Below are 18,212 nucleotides of genomic sequence, written 5' to 3'. Positions count from 1 at the left end.
ACCGGGAGAATCAGGCCAGTCTGAGGAGGTTTTTTTATGGGCAAGACAGCTTTTGTATTCCCGGGACAGGGGTCGCAGTACGTCGGAATGGGCAGCGATCTGCTAGCTGAACCGGAAGCACAGGCAATGTTCCGGGCGGCAGATACGAAACTTGGCTACGGGCTCAGTGAACTGATCGCAAACGGGCCGGAAGATAAATTGCGCCTGACGGAGAATACTCAGCCGGCATTGCTGACAGTCAGTGCAGTTCTTTACCGTTTACTGAAAAAGAGGGGGATCAAACCGGATTTTCTTGCCGGCCACAGTCTCGGAGAATATTCAGCCCTTTATGCAGCCGGTGTGCTCGACTTTGAGGATGCCGTGTTTGCTGTGCGTCAGCGTGGTCAGCTGATGGAGCAAGCCGTGCCGGCAGGCCGGGGCACGATGGCAGCCGTACTGGGCATGGATAAAGAACCGCTTGAACACATCTGCAGCGAGGCGGCATCGGGCGGAGAGTCGGTGCAGCTAGCCAACCTGAACTGTCCCGGTCAGATTGTCATCTCCGGTACGGTCGGCGGTGTTGAAAAAGCGTCAGCGCTTGCCAGAGAGGCCGGCGCACGGCGTGTTGTTCCTCTATCGGTCAGCGGTCCTTTCCATTCGGCACTGATGAAACCTGCGGCAGCCCAGCTCGAGAAGGTGCTCAACGGACTGCCGGTGAAAAATGCGGAAATCGCGGTGATTGCCAACAGTACTGCAGAGCCGGAACACACGGCAGCGGCTATTCGCAGCCATCTGATCGAACAGCTCTATTCACCGGTACGCTGGACTGAATCGATTGAAAAACTTGCTGCACTGGGCGTCGACACCTATGTCGAAGTCGGCCCGGGAAGGGTATTATCCGGTTTGATTCGAAAAATCCGGCGCGGGGCGACAACGATTCAGGTCAATAGTCTGGAAACACTGGAAGCAGCCGCGGAAAAACTTAAGGAGAGTGCGGAATAATGGGGCTTAAAGGTAAAGCTGCTCTGGTTACCGGCGCATCCAGAGGCATCGGTAAGGCGATCGCACTGGCATTCGCCCGTGAAGGCGCTTCTGTTGTCGTGAACTATGCCGGCAACAAAGCACGTGCGGAAGAGACTGCCGCCGAAATCCGGGAACTGGGACAGGAGGCACTTGTCTATCAGTGCGATGTGACGAGTGAGCCGGATGTTCAGGAAATGATTAAAACAGTATCCAAAAAATTCGGGCATCTGGATATTGTCGTCAATAATGCCGGAATTACGCGGGACGGGTTATTGATGCGCATTAAGGAAGCCGACTGGGATGCGGTTTTGAATACCAACCTGAAAGGTGTCTTTCTTGTGACCAAAGCCGCGCTGCGCCCGATGATGCGGCAGCGCAGCGGCAAGATCATCAACATTGCTTCGGTCGTCGGTATTCTCGGCAACGCCGGTCAGGCTAATTACTCGGCGGCAAAAGCCGGTGTGATCGGGCTTACGAAAACAACGGCCCGTGAAGTGGCTTCCCGCGGTATCACGGTCAATGCGGTCGCGCCAGGTTTCATCATAACGGAAATGACGGCCGAGCTTCCTGATCAGGTGAAAGAGCAGATGAAGGCACAGATTCCGCTGCAGCGTCTCGGTACGCCGGAAGATGTGGCTTCGGTCGTACGCTTTTTGGCTTCGGATGACAGCAATTATATGACCGGGCAGATTTTAAGTGTTGACGGCGGTATGGCAATGCAATAAAATATGTTAGGTATGCTTGAATCATTTGGTGAATACGCACATTCTTAATTTTAATTATTCCTTGAGAGGGGGTGAAGACATGGCAGATACAGATGTTCTGACTCGTGTTAAAAAGATCGTTGTCGACCGCCTTGGTGTGAATGAAGCTGATGTAAAACCCGAAGCTTCATTTAAGGATGACCTCGACGCCGATTCTCTTGATATCGTGGAACTTGTTATGGAACTTGAAGATGAGTTCAATCTGGAAATTTCAGATGAAGATGCTGAAAAAATTCAGACTGTTGGTGATGTCGTCACTTACATAGAGAATCATAAATCGTGACACACTGACAGGTAAGGTCCCGTTTCTATATTCATATACTGACGGGGCTTTTTTACACAAAGCCGGGTTGATCTGCGGCTGTTTTTCATTGCATCAGTCAATGGGGGAGACTGGCGCAGCATCCGCGATCAGCAAAGCTTTGAACAAAATGCCGAATGAAACAAGCGCCCGGTTTTCGAATCCGTTCAATCGGGTTGGATTCTTCGGCGGATATTTCGTTCCTGTTTTAGCGGAGGTGAGGATTCATGCCGATCTCAAAAAGATCTGAAGGCCGGGATCAGGATACGGTAAGTCGAATCCATCAGTTTTTAGCACGCTTTTCATTTGCATTCAATCAGGAAGAATTGCTGTTTGAGGCATTCACGCATTCCTCCTATGTGAATGAACATCGGGAAGAAAATCTTGAGAATTATGAACGTCTTGAATTTTTGGGTGACGCCGTGATGGAACTCATGGTCTCCCAGTACCTGTTTAAGCATTATCCGGGACTTTCAGAGGGCGATATGACGAAATTACGTGCGGCGATCGTCTGTGAAACCGGGCTGGTTATGTTTGCCTCCAGCCTGTCGTTTGATCAGCTGATCTTTCTTGGCAGAGGCGAGAAGGTAACCGGCGGACAGAATCGTCCCGGTCTCCTGTGCGATGTCTTTGAGGCATTTGTCGGCGCACTTTACCTTGACCAGGGTCTGGAGGCGGTCGGACGTTTTCTGAAGCAGGTCGTTTATCCGAGAATCGATGATGGGACATTTTCCCATGTCATGGATTTCAAAAGCCAGCTTCAGGAAACAGTACAGCGCCAGGATCTCGGCGAACTGGATTACGCTGTGACGATGGAGATGGACGGAGAGCGTCAGAAGGGCTTTCTGGCAAAGGTTCTGCTGGACGGTAAGGCGATCAGTTCAGGACAGGGCCAGTCGAAAAAAGATGCTGAACAGAACGCGGCACGCGAAGCGTTAAAAAAGATCGCCGGGTAACAAAAACAGCCGAAGCTTACGGCTGTTTTTGTTACTTTCAATGAATGACTTTGTGACAGGTATGGAAACGGGGGAATCAGGATGTTTCTTAAGCGGCTGGATGTGTCAGGATTTAAATCCTTCGCGAATAAAACATCTGTTGCGTTTGTTCCCGGGGTTACCGCAGTAGTGGGCCCTAATGGCAGCGGGAAAAGCAATATTACCGAGGCTATTCGCTGGGTGCTCGGCGAACAGTCGGCTAAATCGCTGCGCGGTGCTAAGATGGAAGATATTATTTTCTCCGGCAGTGATTCCCGCAAAGCGGTGAATATGGCGGAAGTGACGCTCACTCTGGATAATCAGGACCACTATCTTCCCACAGACTACAGTGAAATCAGTGTCACGCGGCGTGTCTACCGTTCCGGAGAGAGTGAGTTTCTTCTGAACCGTCAGAGCTGCAGACTGAAGGATATTGTAGATCTGTTTATGGATTCAGGACTCGGACGTGAAGCCTATTCCGTTATCGGTCAGGGAAAAATCGATGAGATTCTGAACAGTAAAGCCGAGGAAAAGCGGAAAATTTTCGAGGAAGCGGCCGGCGTCCTGAAGTATAAATTAAGGAAACAAACCGCAGAAAAGAAACTTGACGACTCGGCGGACGATCTCAACCGGGTTGAAGATATTTTACACGAGCTGGAGAGCCGGATTGAACCTCTGGCCAGGCAATCGTCAATCGCAAAAGATTACCTTTCAAAAAAAGATGAACTTGAAGAAGCAGATATTGCCCTTCTGGCGCACGACATTGCCGGGATGCATGAAGAGTGGGAAAAATCGAAGAAACGCAGCGCAGAGCTTGAAACAGAAAAAAACAAACGCAGCGAAAGGCTCAAAAGCAGTGAGCAGGTTTATCAGGAAAAACGAAATCTTTTGGAACAGCTTGACCGTTCCATTGAATCCGATCAGGCAAAACTGGCTGAATCCGGTGAATATCTTGAGAAAATCATCGGCCGGAAAGAAGTGCTTGCCGAACGGAAGAAACATGCGCAAACAACTTCCTTCGAGATGAACGACCGATTGACCATCCTGAAAAAGCAGCTGGCATCGGAACGCCTGGAACTGAATCAGACAGACGAAGACTATCGCCGGGCAAAGGCGCAGCTGGATGCATTAAATAAACAACTGGCCGGCAAACGGCACGATGCCGATCAACTGGATGAGCATCTGGACGGCCGGATCGAACAGCTCAAAGGGGACTACATTGAGACACTGAATCAACAGGCATCAATGAAAAATGAGCAGCGGTATCTGAACGACCGGCTGTCCGGACTGGATCAGAAACGGAACCAGACCGGGACGCGTACCGGTTCCGCGCGGAAGACCGCAGAGGACGCGCGAAAGAAGAAACAGGAACTGGAGGAGCAGCTCGGGCAGAAAGCCGGGGAAGGCCGGGACATGCAGCAGAAGTACTCGGCACAAGCAGCAGCGCTTGAAGCTGACCGTGAGCGCTACGACAGGCAGAAAGAGGCAGTCGGGAAAATCGGCCGTCTGATCGAACAGGCGACTTCCCGAAAGGATATGCTCGAGTCGCTGAAGGAGGACTATGCCGGTTTTTATCAGGGCGTCCGGACAGTTCTCAAAAACAAAGCCCGTCTCCGCGGTATTCTCGGCGCTGTGGCCGAACTGATCAGGGTCGATGAACCCTATCGGACAGCGATTGAAGTCGCTCTGGGCGGAGCTTCCCAGAATATTATTGTGACTGATGAAAATGCCGGCCGCCAGGCGATCCGTTTTCTCAGGGAACGTCAGGCGGGACGTGCCACCTTCCTTCCGGTGTCGGTAATGAAAGCCCGTTCGATCGCTCAGGCCGATCGAGTGCGGGCGCAGGCGCATTCATCATTCATCGGTCCGGCGGATGAACTGGTGGCGTGCGATTCGAGATTTCATGCGGTGATTGCCCACTTGCTCGGGCACGTGATGATTGCTGAAAATCTTCAAGGCGCGAATGAACTGGCCAGGCTTGCCGGCTATAAATACCGTATCGTGACTTTGAAAGGCGATGTTATCGCTCCCGGCGGCGCCATGACCGGAGGAAGTCTGAAGAAAAATGGTGCCGGTCTGATCGGCCGCGAATCGGAGATCGAACAGATTGCCGGACAAATTAAGGAAATGAAGAAGAAGCAGGGCGAGCTGCGTGAGGCTTTCTCCAGCCTCAAACAGCACATTGCAGCAGAGGAACTCGAAGCAGAAAAGCAGAGACAATCGGTTCAGTCTGCGGCTGAAGCATACCGTGATCTCGAAGATGCACTACGGGAAGCGGCAGCGGTGGAGAAGAACGCGACTGATCGCTATCAGCTGCTTGCCAGAGAGAACCATGACTTTGATGCTGAAAGCCGAAAAATAACGCAGAGGCTTGGCGAATTAGCGGAAAATCTGGCTGCCGCAGTCAAGGATGGCGACCGGCTGACCGAAGAGATAAACCGTCTGACCGCTGCAAGAGAGGACAGGGATTCGGCCAAATCCGCGCTTCAGGAGGAAATGACGGCGCTCAAAGTACACTTTGCCTCTCAGAATGAGAAAGTGCTGCATCTCAAGGAAACAAGAGAGCAGATGCACCGCCGCGTGGATGACCTGGCGGCAAGTGCCGAAGCTTTGCAAAACTCGATTGTTCAGATGGCCTCCGACCTTGACCAGCAATCGCTGAGCAGTGAAAAAATAGCAGCGGACATTCACCGGGCGAAAGAGACAAAGGAACGGCTGATGAAGACCCTGGCGCAGAAAAAGAAAGAACGGGAAACGGCGCAGGGAGCACTTTCAAAACGAGAACAGGCCATTCATGAGGAACGGCTGGCAGCCGCCGGACTGAGCGAAGCGCTGCAGCAGGAGAACGTCAGACTCGGCCGCTTTGATGTCCAGCTCGACCATTTGATCGATACACTGCGTCAGGACTATCAGATGACTTTTGAAGCAGCAAGAGCCGATTATCCGCTGAAGATGGATCCGGAGGCTGCACGGAAAAAAGTCCGGCTGATTAAACGGGCGATTGAAGAACTGGGCACGGTGAACGTCGGTGCCATTGAGGAATATGAAAATGTCCTCGAACGCCAGCAGTTCCTGTCCTCACAGCGGGATGATCTGCTGAAAGCCCGTCAGACACTGGAAAATGTGATGACTGAAATGGATCAGGAAGTCGAACAGCGCTTCTCGGCAACATTTAAAAAAATTCGCGGTCATTTCCAGATCATCTTCCGTGAACTGTTTGGCGGCGGTCAGGCGGATCTGCGACTGATTGATCCGCATGACCTGCTCGGCAGCGGTGTGGACATATTCGCTGAACCGCCGGGAAAGAAGCTGCAGCGGCTTTCCCTGCTTTCAGGCGGTGAGCGCGCGCTGACCGCCATTGCACTTCTCTTTTCAATTCTTAAAGTCCGTCCGGTTCCCTTCTGCGTGCTTGATGAAGTCGAAGCGGCACTGGATGATGCCAACGTCGACCGGTATGCGCGGTTCCTGAAGAAATTCAGTACGGAGACTCAGTTTATCGTGGTCACGCACCGGCACGGGACGATGGAACATGCGGATGTGCTGTACGGTGTAACGATGCAGGAATCCGGTATCAGTAAACTGGTTTCTGTCCGGCTCGAAGAAACTGAGGAACTGCTGTCCGCGGAAAATGGATGAATCTTTTTAAACGGCCACTAGTCAGGGGAGGGAACAGCAGATGAATTTTTTTGACCGAATCAAAGCAAAAATAACCGGAAGCACCGAATCTGTCTCGGAAAAATTCAAAGATGGTCTGAGCAAGACGAGAAAATCTTTTTCGGACGGAATGAATAATCTGGTCAAACGCTATCGTAAAGTTGATGAGGACTTTTTTGAAGAACTTGAAGATTTGCTGATTGAGTCGGATGTCGGTGTGACGACGGTTCTGGATCTGGTCGAGAAACTCAAGGATGAGTCAAGAACACGGAATATCAAAGATACGGAGCAGCTGAAAACCGTCATTGTCGAAGTGCTCTCCGACTTTCTGACGAAGGATAAACAGGATACGCAGCTTCGCCTGAATCCGGACGGTCTGACGGTGATTCTGATGGTCGGCGTCAACGGGGCAGGAAAAACGACAACGGTCGGGAAACTCGCCGCACGGTTCAGGAGCGAAGGCCGGTCGGTCCTGCTTGCGGCAGCAGATACCTTCCGCGCCGGCGCGATTGACCAGCTGCAAGTCTGGGGTGACCGGGCCGGTGTCGATGTCATCCGGCATCAGGAAGGCTCCGATCCCGCATCGGTGATTTATGACGCCATTAAAGCGGCAAAATCACGGAACACCGATGTGCTGCTTTGTGATACGGCAGGCCGTCTGCAAAACAAAGTTAATTTAATGAAGGAACTGGAGAAAATCAAACGGGTGATCCAGCGTGAATGTCCCGGGGCTCCGCAGGAAGTACTGCTGGTTCTCGATGCGACAACCGGCCAGAATGCGCTGAATCAGGCTAAATTATTCCGGCAGGCGTCGGATGTAACCGGCATCGTCCTGACTAAACTCGACGGCACAGCGAAAGGCGGCATTGTCCTCGGTATTCGCCATGAGCTCAATCTTCCCGTAAAACTGGTCGGTCTTGGTGAAAAAATCAACGACCTGCAGACATTCGATGCAGATGCTTTCCTTTATGGGCTTTTTTCAGAACTGTTCACTGATTCCGGAGAACAGGAGAATCACTGACAGATTTCTTTAAAATAAGCTCTGATTTAAAAAAATCGTTTTGTCACCCCAATGCTTCGAGCGGAAGGTGTACGGCCCTTTGAGGGAACAGCGGGCGCCTGCAACGGAAAACCGTTGCCAAATTTAACAGAGCCTGAAGTAAAGAAAAAAACTTGACAGGTCCCCGTGATTCCGGTAAGATAATCCAGTAAAGTCAATCGCCTTTACAGTCAAGGGGTTATTGTAATGCTTGAAAAAATTTTACGAGTCAATGCCTTATATGATTTTTATCAGCCTCTTCTTACCCCGAAGCAGCAGGAGTACCTGGATCTGTACTATTTGAATGATCTTTCACTCGGCGAGATTGCAGAGAACTGCCATGTCACTCGTCAGGCTGTTTATGACAACCTGAAGAGGGCCGAAAAAACGCTGGAGTCGCTCGAATCAAAGCTTGGCCTTTTTCGGAAATATCAGTCCAGGACCGCATTGATCCGGGAACTCAGGGACAAGTCCGCGAGAATGAGCAATGATGCGCGCCGGAGTGTGGATTCGGTTCTCGACCGGCTCGAGAAATTGGATTAGGAGTGAGCGATATGGCCTTTGAAAGTTTATCCGACAGGCTCCAGTCAGCGATGCGAAAAATCCGCGGCAAAGGCAAGGTGTCGGAAGCCGATGTCAAGCAGATGACCCGGGAGATCCGTCTGGCTCTTCTTGAAGCCGATGTTAACTTTAAAGTGGTTAAGACTTTTGTCAAACGGGTTCAGGAACGGGCTATCGGCCAGGAAGTACTTAAAAGCCTTACCCCCGGTCAGCAGATCATTAAAGTTGTTCAGGACGAACTGACGGAATTAATGGGCGGAGAACAGACCAAGCTGAATTTTGCCCTCAAGCCCCCGACGGTGATCCTGTTTGTCGGCCTTCAGGGTGCCGGCAAGACGACATCTGCGGCCAAGCTGGCCAATTATATCCGGAAGGCGCATAACAAAAAGCCGCTGATGATTGCCGCCGACATTTACCGGCCGGCAGCGATCAAGCAGTTGCAGACTCTTGGCCGGCAGCTGGATATTCCGGTTTTCTCACTCGGTGATCAGGTGAATCCGGTAGACATTGTCCGCCAGGGTCTGGAACAGGCGCAGACCGATCACAATGATCTGGTCATGATTGATACTGCAGGGCGTCTTCATGTGGATGACGCACTGATGGAAGAGCTGGAACAGATCAAGTCGGTCAGTCATCCGGATGAGATCTTCCTGGTCGTCGATGCAATGACCGGTCAGGATGCGGTGAATGTCGCAGGCGCCTTTAATGACCGGCTGGATATTACCGGTGTGATCATGACCAAACTTGACGGCGATACCCGTGGCGGTGCGGCGCTTTCCATCCGCTCGGTAACCGGCAAACCGATCAAGTTTGTCGGTATGGGCGAAAAGATGGACGCGCTCGAACCTTTTCATCCGGATCGCATGGCTTCACGTATTCTCGGCATGGGCGATGTGCTCTCTCTGATCGAAAAAGCACAGAACACAGTTGATGAAGAAAAAGCCAGAGAGATGGCCAAAAAGCTGCAGACAGTCAGTTTCACACTGGATGACTTTCTGGAACAGATCGGCCAGATCCGGAAGATGGGCCCGCTGCAGGATCTGCTGGCGATGATGCCGGGCGCGAACAAGTTCAAGGGTATGAAGAACATGCAGATCGATGAGAAGAAAATCGATCAGGTTGAAGCCATGATCCGTTCGATGACGCCTCTGGAAAAGAACGATCCGGACATCATTAATGCAAGCCGCAGGAAACGCATCGCACTGGGCAGCGGAACATCGATTGCCGATGTGAACCGCCTGCTGAAACAATTCAAAGATATGAAGAAAATGATGAAGCAGTTCATGGGCGGCAAAGGGAAAAGACGCGCCAATCCGTTTAATATGCCGTTTATGTGATCTGATCGTCAGCATGATTAAAAAAATTCACAAGAATCAGGAAGGTGTCAGTAATGTCTGTTAAAATTCGTCTGAAACGTATGGGTGCTAAAAAGCGTCCTTTTTACAGAGTTGTCGTAGCTGATTCACGCTCACCGCGTGACGGCCGTTTTATTGAAGAAATCGGTACTTACAATCCGGTTTCCACCCCTAAGGCGTTTACCATCAATGAAGATAAAGCGCTCGACTGGCTGCAGAAGGGTGCACAGCCGTCCGATACGGTCCGTAATCTTTTTTCCAAAAACGGGCTTATGGAGAAATTCCACAACGCAAAGCTTCAGAAATAATCCGGAATAATCCGGAATAACCCAGTTGGATGATGATGTGAAAAGAGAAGGGGAAAGGTCTGCCCTTCTCTTTTTCGCCATACATAGCCGGCAGGCAAGATTTTCAGGGCACATACACGATAAAGGAAACAGACGGATGCCATAAGGAGGAATTTGCGTGACAGAGTGGCAGTATGTCGGCAAGATTGTGAATACAAGAGGAATTAAGGGCGAAGTGAAAGTGATCAGCGTCACCGATTTTCCGGAAGAACGGTTTGCATCCGGTGCCGTTTTGTATGCACAGAAAGAACCGTCATCCGGTTATCTTCCACTGACAGTGGCTGGCTACAGCCGGCGCGCTCCTTTCGACTGCCTTTTATTTGAAGGCTATCCGACGATTAACGAAGTGGAGAAGCTCAAGGGCAGCGCACTGTTTATCTCCAGGGATCAGCTGCCCAGGCTGGAGGACGACGGGGATTTCTACTATTACGAGATCATCGGTGCTGAGGTTTATACTGAAGAGGGCAGGGAGCTTGGTCGAATCAAAGAAATTCTTTCTCCGGGTGCCAACGACGTCTGGGTCGTCGACAGTGGCGGAAAAGATATTCTGATTCCATATATTATAGATGTGGTGCGCCATGTGGATGTTCCGGGAAAACGTGTGACCGTGCATCTGATTCCGGGGCTGATTGATGATGAGGATTGATGTACTGACCCTTTTTCCTGAAATGTTTCCAGGCGTACTGAACGGATCAATGCTTGGGAAAGCTCAGGAAAAAGGTGCGGTCAGTTACCATATCACGAATTTCCGGGATTTTACGACGAATAAACACAATAAAGTGGACGATTATCCGTTCGGCGGCGGAGCGGGGATGGTATTGATGCCGCAGCCGCTGTTTGACGCGGTTGATGCCGTCCGTTCGGCAGATCCGGCAGAACCGCGTGTCATTCTCACTTCACCGCAGGGCAAACCTTTTGTCCAGAAAGATGCTGAGAAGCTGTCCAAAGAGCAGAGGCTGATCTTCATTTGCGGCCATTATGAGGGTTTCGATGAGCGCATCCCGCGCCGCCTGGCAACCGATGAGTATTCAATCGGTGATTTTGTGATGACCGGTGGTGAACTGGCAGCGATGGCCATGATCGACAGCATCGTCCGGCTGCTCCCGGGTGTGCTGGGCAATGCGGTGTCTGCAGTTACCGAATCTTTTTCCGAAGGACTGCTGGAGCATCCGCATTACACGCGCCCGGCCGACTTTCGCGGTATGCAGGTTCCTGAAGTGCTGCTTTCCGGGAATCATGAGCGGATCGCCGAATGGCGCCATAAAGAATCACTGAAAAGAACTTTCCTGCGCCGTCCGGATATGCTGGCGAACCGGGTCTATACGGATCAGGAGCGAAAATGGATCAGCGAATTCGAAAGAGCGCGTTCCCGCGGCAAGTGATTTGCTGAAACAGCTTGCATGAGCCGGTCCGGTTGTGGTACTATTTAACTCGTGGCAATTGCAAGTCAACGACGATGTTCCGCTGAGTCGACAGGACTGGATGAGCATCTGTATGGAAGGAGGCCATGATCGTTATGTCAAATGTTATCGATGAAATCACAAAGGAACAACTTCGTTCAGATATTCCTGAATTCAGACCTGGTGACACGCTTAAGGTGCATGTAAAAATCACTGAAGGCAGCCACGAGCGTATTCAGGTGTTTGAAGGTGTTGTCATCAAGCGTCATGGTGCCGGGGTCAGTGCGACATTTACTGTCCGCAAGATCTCTTACGGTGTCGGTGTGGAACGTGCTTTTCCGGTAAACTCGCCGAAGATTGCAAAGATCGAAGTGGTTCGTCTCGGCAAAGTACGTCGCGCAAAACTGTATTATCTGCGTGCACTGCGCGGCAAAAAGGCGCGTATCAAGAGCAGATAACGAAAAGCGTTCAGACAACAAAGTGTATAGTCGGAAAAAGGGCTTGGGGAAATCCCGGCTCTTTTTTTTGACAATCGCCTTTTTTTAACATGGCTTTATTTAAAAATACTATTGTTTTGTATTACTCCATTGTTTGGGGCGTAAGACAGCAGGCAATTTAACTGAAGCTGAAAAATGGATTCAAAACATGATCTTTCGATGAGGAGGCTGACGATGAATCTCCAATGGTATCCCGGGCACATGGCCAGGGCGAAAAGAGAAATGAGTGAGAAAATCAGGCAAATCGACGTCGTCATTGAGCTGGTTGACAGTCGTATTCCGGCCGCATCACGCAACCCACTTGTTGATGAAATTGTCTCCGGCAAGCCAAGGCTGCTCCTTTTGAATAAGACAGACATGGCTGACCCGGAAGCGACAGCTGCCTGGAAAGCACATTTTGAAAACAACGGACTGACGGTGCATCTGGTGAACAGTCAGAACGGGCAGGGCACGTCGGCGATTGCCGGAAGTGTTCACCGGCTTACCGCGGCACGGCGGAAGCGCATGGAAGAAAAGGGGTTCCGTCCCCATCCCGATCGGGCGCTGATTCTTGGGATTCCAAATGTCGGGAAATCGACACTCATTAACCGGCTTGCCGGGAAAAAGATAGCCAAAATCGCCGACCGGCCGGGCGTCACCACCGCCCAGCAATGGATTAAAGTTGGAAAAACAATGGAACTCCTGGATACACCAGGGATTCTGTGGCCGAAGTTTGAGGATCCGAAGACAGGCATGTTGCTGGCGGCAACCGGGGCGATTAAAGAGGAGTTGCTCGATTTTCAGGAGATCGCCTTTTTCCTGATTAAAACGATGCTCAGACGCTATCGTGAACCGCTGGCAGCGCGCTATCACCTCAGTGACTTACCGGAATTAACCGGGAACCATGATGATCAGGACCTCATGATCAGACTGTTGGAAACGATCGGGAAAAACCGCGGATGCCTGATGAGCGGAGGCCGCGTTGATTTCGACCGGACAGCGGAAATCATCGTCCGTGATTACCGGAGCCGGAAACTCGGCCACCTGACACTGGAACTTCCTCATTAATGAGAAAAAAGAGATAAACACCAGGCGAGCAGGAACCGATATATAAAACAGAGAAGGGGAAGATCTATGTCCGGTCCGTCAATCGCCGAGATCAGGAAACAGCTGGAACAGGTTGATTTTCTATCGGATGAAACGCGCAGGAAACTGAACAGCGACTCAAGAAAAGGTGTTCGGCATTTGCTGGAAATCTGGGACAGAAGGCAGCACCGCAGGCAGGCACTGATCGATCGGTTCCATAAAATGAACCATTTTGAAAACGATTTGTACCAGAAAGGCATCCGACAGGTCGCCGGAATTGATGAAGCCGGACGCGGCCCGCTCGCCGGCCCGGTCATTGCTGCCTGTGTCATGCTTGATCCGGATGCGGTGCTCCCGGGCGTCAATGACTCAAAACAGCTTACGGCACCGGAGAGAGACCGGCTTTTCGACCAGATTGTGGCATCTGCGTCAGCTTATGGCATCGGCCGTGTCTCAGCGAGGGACATCGACCGGATCAACATTTATGAGGCGGCGCGTCTGGCGATGACCAGGGCATTCGAACACATGGCCCGGCATCCGGAATTTTTGCTGATTGATGCGATGAAACTGCCTGTATCGGTGCCGCAGCTTTCCCTGATCAAGGGTGATGCCCGAAGCAATTCCGTTGCTGCTGCTTCGATCCTGGCGAAGGTAACCCGGGACCGGTTGATGAATGATCTGGATCAGCGCTATCCGGAATATGGTTTTGCCGGAAACAAGGGCTATGGCACGCCACAGCATCTTGCAGCCCTGAAGACCTATGGGGCCTGTCCGGAACACAGACTTAGTTTTTCACCGGTCGCGGCGGTCATACGGACAGAAGACAGAAGGTGATTCGATGAATTTCCAGCCATATGCCGTGAGTCAGAGTCAAATGATCGGAACTTATGTTCCGGAACAGATTCTCCGGGGCAAAGTGCTCGATATTCTTCCGGACAGAACGGCAATTGTTCAGCTCGGCGCGCGAAAGAGTATAGCCAGAGTCACAGCACTTCAGCCACCTCTGAAAATCGGGGGCGACTATTTGTTCCAGATCAAACAGGCGGACAGCCATCCGCCGACCGCGGTCGTTGTCGGACACCGGAATGAATTGCAGCAGGAGAAGTCGTCGCCGCTCTCGATGGTCCGCGACCTGTTAGATGCCTTTCAACTGAAAGACACTCCGGCCAACCGCGGACTGGCAAAAATATTTCTGGACAGCGGCGAACCACTGTCCCGGAGCCAACTGGTTTCCGCCGAATCCCTTGCCGGCAGCACTGCCGGTGTGTCCGACAGTCTGCGTGCCGTCGGCTGGCTGGTCAATCGTCATCTGCCGCTGACAAAACCTTTTTTCAATACTGCGGTTCAGCTGATGCAGCAGAAGTCACTGACAGGACAATTGAGCAGCCTGCAAAAAGAGATTGCGGCGTCATCATTATCCACGCCGTCCATGCTGGCAGTAAATCAGTCGATTTCGGATCTTGAAAAGACCGACGGTTTCCCCGATCCGGTGATGACAGCCGGCCTGATTGGCCGCGAACAATCAGCGCAGCTTCTCCGGGATTTTTTTCAAAACAGCGTACCGGCATTTCATGATGACTCGAACGCCATGGCTGAGTTTATCAACAGCTCGATGTCCGTGCCGGATGCTGCGAATCTATTGAATAAACTGGCTGTCCGGATGCAGCCGGATCAGTTTCTTTCCCGTTACCACCAGCTGCTGCTGGCGCAGCCGGCGATTCAGACACTCCTCCAGACTGCAAACGGGCGTACCCCGATCGGTATTTTATTTAAAACACTAGAGGCCCTCGGATTTAATGAAGAGCATAGTCTGAGGAACCAGCTGTCGATTGATGGCACGGTTCAGGCAACGGGCTCGCTCAAGGAAAGACTTTTGGCTTTGTCGGATGATGTGCACGCACCGGCCGGAGTCAGGCAGCTTGCCGGTGAAGCTCTTGGGAAAATTACCGGGCAGCAGCTGCAAATGGTTTCTTCCGATCCGCTTATCGCCCAGTTTTCCTTCCAGGTACCTGTACCCATCCAAAATAAAGTGAAGAATCTTTCCGTTTACTGGGAAGGCAGGAGGGACAAACAAGGAAAACTGGATCCGGATTCATGCGTGATCCTTCTCCATCTGGAACTGACCCACCTGCACGAAACCCTAATCACCGTCAATGTCCAGAACCGGCGCATTTCAGTGAATGTGCAAAATGAAACAGCTGATTTGCAGACACTGCTTAAAGACACGGAACCGGAACTCCGCGATCAGCTATCCGCCCTGAACTATCATCTGCTTTCGGTTCATCAGACACAAAAGATCAACCGCCGGCTCGCTGAAAAAGCGCAGCAGCCGCTTGCTGTATCAAATTATAATCTGGATCTGAGAATATGAAAAAAGAACCGATGAGTACGCGAAAAAAAGCAGTCGCGCTGAATTATGTCAAAGGTCAGGACCAGGCGCCGTATGTGAGTGCTAAAGGAGAAGGGAACGTTGCGAAAAAAATCATTGATAAGGCCAGGGAAGCCGATATCCCGGTTCAGAAGGATCCCGGTCTTGTTTCAATGCTGTCCGGCCTGGATCTGAATGAAATGATTCCGCCCGAGCTGTACGGAGCGGTGGCGGAAATTTTTTCTTATATTTATCGAATTGACGAAAAAAACAAATAATTTCTCGCTGCTTTGAATACATTCATGAAGACTACCGCTATTTTAACCCAATGCAACCCATCTCTAACTTAATCCCAATACTTTGTTAACCTCGCTGTCGTTATGGCAGCAAGTGCTTGCTATTCTCGCAGAAATCCTATTGAACAAAGCCAATCCGAAAGATAAAGGACACTTTGCGCATCAAATTCCATTCAATCCTCCCTTTCATGAAAACACTGAAACGACGCTGATGAGCATCACCTGGAAGTGAGCATCTGCGTTACGACCAACAGACAGGGCTTAACCACAATTCGACGAAAAAAGGTCTAAATAAGGCGATAATTGTTTGAACATCTCGTGGCGTAATTGTGACAAATTAGTGGACAAATGATTTTAAACACGATTATACTAAAAAAGAAAGGGCTTACATAGCCCGGATCATTCGATCTGCTGAAAGAAGGGGAATGTATGAAAATCCACGAGTATCAGGGTAAACAGCTGCTGAAGGATTATCGTGTGGCGGTGCCGCGGGGATCGGTTGCCTTTACACCGGAGGAGGCTGGAGAAGCCGCGGCAGCGATCGGTTCATCTGCTTATGTCGTGAAGGCCCAGATTCATGCCGGGGGAAGGGGAAAGGCCGGAGGTGTGAAAGTTGTCCACTCTCCGGAACAGGTGAGTGAAGCTGCTACGGAACTGCTCGGGAAGGTATTGGTGACCCACCAGACAGGTCGGGAAGGAAAAGAAGTCCGGCGCCTGCTCATCGAAGAGGGAAGTGCCATTGATAAAGAATACTATCTTGGCATCGTCCTGGATCGAAAAATATCTCGCGTAACGATGATTGCTTCATCCGAAGGCGGGATGGAAATCGAGGAAGTTGCGGCGAATACTCCGGAGAAAATTGTTCGTGAAACAATTGATCCTCTGATCGGCCTTGCTCCGTTCCAGGCGAGACGTCTGGCATTTGCCATCGGTATCCCCGGGGACAAAGTGAACCAGGCGGTCAAATTGATGCTCGGATTATACCAGGTCTTTGTCGAGAAGGATTGTACGATTGCTGAAATTAATCCGCTGGTGCTGACGAAGGAGGGAAAGATCGTTGCCCTTGATGCAAAACTGAATTTTGACGATAACGGCCTGTTTCGTCATAAGGATATTCTGGAACTCCGGGATCCAAATGAAGAAGATCAGAAAGAGATTGAAGCATCAAAATACGGTCTGAACTATATTGCGCTGGACGGGAATATCGGCTGTATGGTCAACGGTGCGGGACTGGCTATGGCAACGATGGACATCATTAAGGCGTATCACGGGGAACCGGCAAATTTTCTCGATGTCGGCGGCGGTGCCAGCAAAGAGAAAGTGGAAGCGGCATTCCGGCTGATTCTGTCTGATCCCCATGTTGAAGGGATCCTGGTCAATATTTTCGGCGGTATTATGAAATGCGACGTCATTGCCGAAGGGATTGTTGCCGCAACCAAAAGCATCGGGTTAAATGTACCTCTGGTTGTCAGACTTGAGGGGACCAATGTAGCGCTTGGGAAAGAAATTCTCAAACGTTCGGGGCTTGCCATCTCCCCAGCCGGGAACATGGCTGATGCTGCCGGGAAAATTGTCTCACTCGTCGACCAGACTGCAGGAGGTGTAGCCCAATGAGCATTCTGATTAATAAAGATACCCGGGTGATCGTACAGGGAATCACCGGATCTCAGGGTCTGTTTCATACGCAGCAGATGCAGGCGTACGGGACCAGGGTAGTCGGCGGGGTTACTCCCGGGAAGGGCGGAACCTCTGTTCTGGGCCTGCCGGTCTTTAATACAGTTCAGGATGCTGTCCGGGAAACCGGGGCAAACTGTTCGATCATCTATGTCCCGCCGGCATTTGCGGCAGATGCGATTCTGGAGGCAGCGGATGCGGGAATTCCGCTCGTTGTCACGATTACCGAAGGCATTCCGGTATTGGATATGGTTAAAGTGAAACAGTACCTGGCAGACAAAGAAACACGGCTGATCGGACCGAACTGCCCGGGCATTCTGACTGCTGAAGAGTCCAAGGTGGGGATCATGCCGGGGTACATTCACCGTAAAGGCCACGTCGGGGTTGTCTCGCGTTCCGGCACACTCACCTATGAGGCAGTGGATCAGCTGTCCAAATTGAACATTGGCCAGACCACTGCTGTAGGGATCGGCGGAGATCCGGTCATTGGAACGAACTTCGTCGATATCCTGAAACTGTTCAATCAGGATCCGGAAACATATGCAGTGGTCATGATTGGTGAAATCGGCGGCACGAGTGAAGAGGAAGCCGCAGCATGGGCGGAGCGGTACATGGATAAACCGCTCATTGCATTTATCGGCGGGAGAACCGCACCGCCTGGAAAAAGAATGGGGCATGCCGGAGCGATTATTTCCGGCGGCAAAGGAACAGCGGATGAAAAGATCAGTAATTTAAAAAGTCATGGGATCGCTGTTGCCGAGACACCGGCAGATATCGGTGAAACAATGGCGCACAGACTGAAAGAACGCGGTTTGCTTCAGGATTGCCTGATTACTGCTGACTGATGGCTTGCAGGGAAGCACATGACTCCGTGCTTCTCTTTATTTTTTCTTCTTTTTTCTTCCTTAACCTCAT

The 18,212-nt window shown here is 51.2% G+C and carries 18 protein-coding genes; all 18 read left to right on the top strand.

Annotation, left to right across the window (positions count from 1 at the left end):
* The first annotated feature begins 36 nt into the window (after nt 1-36).
* Nucleotides 37-981, top strand: coding sequence for an ACP S-malonyltransferase (fabD, locus tag D889_RS0100570; RefSeq protein WP_010630986.1), 945 nt, complete (start codon nt 37-39; stop codon nt 979-981).
* Nucleotides 981-1,727, top strand: a complete 747-nt coding sequence (fabG, locus tag D889_RS0100565; RefSeq protein ID WP_010630985.1) for a 3-oxoacyl-[acyl-carrier-protein] reductase — start codon at nt 981-983, stop codon at nt 1,725-1,727. Before fabD ends, fabG begins: the two co-directional genes overlap by 1 nt.
* 79 nt (nt 1,728-1,806) lie before the next feature.
* Nucleotides 1,807-2,049 carry an acyl carrier protein gene (locus tag D889_RS0100560; protein ID WP_010630984.1) on the top strand — a complete coding sequence of 81 codons (243 nt, stop codon included), beginning with the start codon at nt 1,807-1,809 and terminating at the stop codon, nt 2,047-2,049.
* Between the two features lie 245 nt (nt 2,050-2,294).
* Nucleotides 2,295-3,023 carry a ribonuclease III gene (gene rnc / locus D889_RS0100550; protein ID WP_010630982.1) on the top strand — a complete coding sequence of 243 codons (729 nt, stop codon included), beginning with the start codon at nt 2,295-2,297 and terminating at the stop codon, nt 3,021-3,023.
* Nucleotides 3,024-3,104: 81 nt separating this feature from the next.
* Entirely contained in the window at nt 3,105-6,677 is a 3,573-nt protein-coding gene (gene smc, locus D889_RS0100545) for a chromosome segregation protein SMC (protein WP_010630981.1), read from the top strand.
* Between the two features lie 40 nt (nt 6,678-6,717).
* Nucleotides 6,718-7,716 carry a signal recognition particle-docking protein FtsY gene (gene ftsY, locus D889_RS0100540; RefSeq protein ID WP_010630980.1) on the top strand — a complete coding sequence of 333 codons (999 nt, stop codon included), beginning with the start codon at nt 6,718-6,720 and terminating at the stop codon, nt 7,714-7,716.
* A gap of 225 nt (nt 7,717-7,941) precedes the next feature.
* Nucleotides 7,942-8,277, top strand: a complete 336-nt coding sequence (locus tag D889_RS0100535; RefSeq protein ID WP_010630979.1) for a putative DNA-binding protein — start codon at nt 7,942-7,944, stop codon at nt 8,275-8,277.
* 11 nt (nt 8,278-8,288) lie between these two features.
* Complete coding sequence (gene ffh, locus D889_RS0100530) at nt 8,289-9,632, top strand: signal recognition particle protein (RefSeq protein WP_010630978.1); 1,344 nt, start codon at nt 8,289-8,291, stop codon at nt 9,630-9,632.
* Nucleotides 9,633-9,685: 53 nt separating this feature from the next.
* Nucleotides 9,686-9,958 (top strand): 30S ribosomal protein S16, encoded by a 273-nt coding sequence (gene rpsP, locus D889_RS0100525; RefSeq protein ID WP_010630977.1) that lies wholly within the window; start codon nt 9,686-9,688, stop codon nt 9,956-9,958.
* Nucleotides 9,959-10,115: 157 nt separating this feature from the next.
* Nucleotides 10,116-10,643 carry a ribosome maturation factor RimM gene (gene rimM, locus D889_RS0100520; RefSeq protein WP_010630976.1) on the top strand — a complete coding sequence of 176 codons (528 nt, stop codon included), beginning with the start codon at nt 10,116-10,118 and terminating at the stop codon, nt 10,641-10,643.
* On the top strand, nt 10,633-11,379 hold the full coding sequence (trmD, locus tag D889_RS0100515; protein ID WP_010630975.1) for a tRNA (guanosine(37)-N1)-methyltransferase TrmD: 747 nt from the start codon (nt 10,633-10,635) through the stop codon (nt 11,377-11,379). The genes rimM and trmD overlap by 11 nt, the downstream gene beginning before the upstream one ends.
* A gap of 134 nt (nt 11,380-11,513) precedes the next feature.
* Complete coding sequence (gene rplS / locus D889_RS0100510) at nt 11,514-11,855, top strand: 50S ribosomal protein L19 (RefSeq protein ID WP_010630974.1); 342 nt, start codon at nt 11,514-11,516, stop codon at nt 11,853-11,855.
* Between the two features lie 213 nt (nt 11,856-12,068).
* Entirely contained in the window at nt 12,069-12,941 is an 873-nt protein-coding gene (gene ylqF, locus D889_RS0100505; protein ID WP_010630973.1) for a ribosome biogenesis GTPase YlqF, read from the top strand.
* Nucleotides 12,942-13,007: 66 nt separating this feature from the next.
* Nucleotides 13,008-13,793 carry a ribonuclease HII gene (locus D889_RS0100500; protein ID WP_010630972.1) on the top strand — a complete coding sequence of 262 codons (786 nt, stop codon included), beginning with the start codon at nt 13,008-13,010 and terminating at the stop codon, nt 13,791-13,793.
* Between the two features lie 4 nt (nt 13,794-13,797).
* Entirely contained in the window at nt 13,798-15,330 is a 1,533-nt protein-coding gene (locus D889_RS0100495; protein ID WP_010630971.1) for a hypothetical protein, read from the top strand.
* Nucleotides 15,327-15,605 (top strand): EscU/YscU/HrcU family type III secretion system export apparatus switch protein, encoded by a 279-nt coding sequence (locus tag D889_RS0100490; RefSeq protein WP_010630970.1) that lies wholly within the window; start codon nt 15,327-15,329, stop codon nt 15,603-15,605. The genes D889_RS0100495 and D889_RS0100490 overlap by 4 nt, the downstream gene beginning before the upstream one ends.
* Nucleotides 15,606-16,052: 447 nt before the next feature.
* Entirely contained in the window at nt 16,053-17,237 is a 1,185-nt protein-coding gene (gene sucC / locus D889_RS0100485; protein WP_010630969.1) for an ADP-forming succinate--CoA ligase subunit beta, read from the top strand.
* The gene (gene sucD / locus D889_RS0100480) at nt 17,234-18,142 is read left to right on the top strand and encodes a succinate--CoA ligase subunit alpha (RefSeq protein ID WP_010630968.1); all 909 of its coding nucleotides are present in this window, start codon (nt 17,234-17,236) and stop codon (nt 18,140-18,142) included. The genes sucC and sucD overlap by 4 nt, the downstream gene beginning before the upstream one ends.
* Nucleotides 18,143-18,212: the final 70 nt, after the last annotated feature.

This window comes from Sporolactobacillus vineae DSM 21990 = SL153 (genome assembly GCF_000377985.1).
GTDB classification, from domain to species: Bacteria; Bacillota; Bacilli; order Bacillales; family Sporolactobacillaceae; genus Sporolactobacillus; species Sporolactobacillus vineae.
This window is presented reverse-complemented; position numbering and strand designations above follow the sequence as displayed.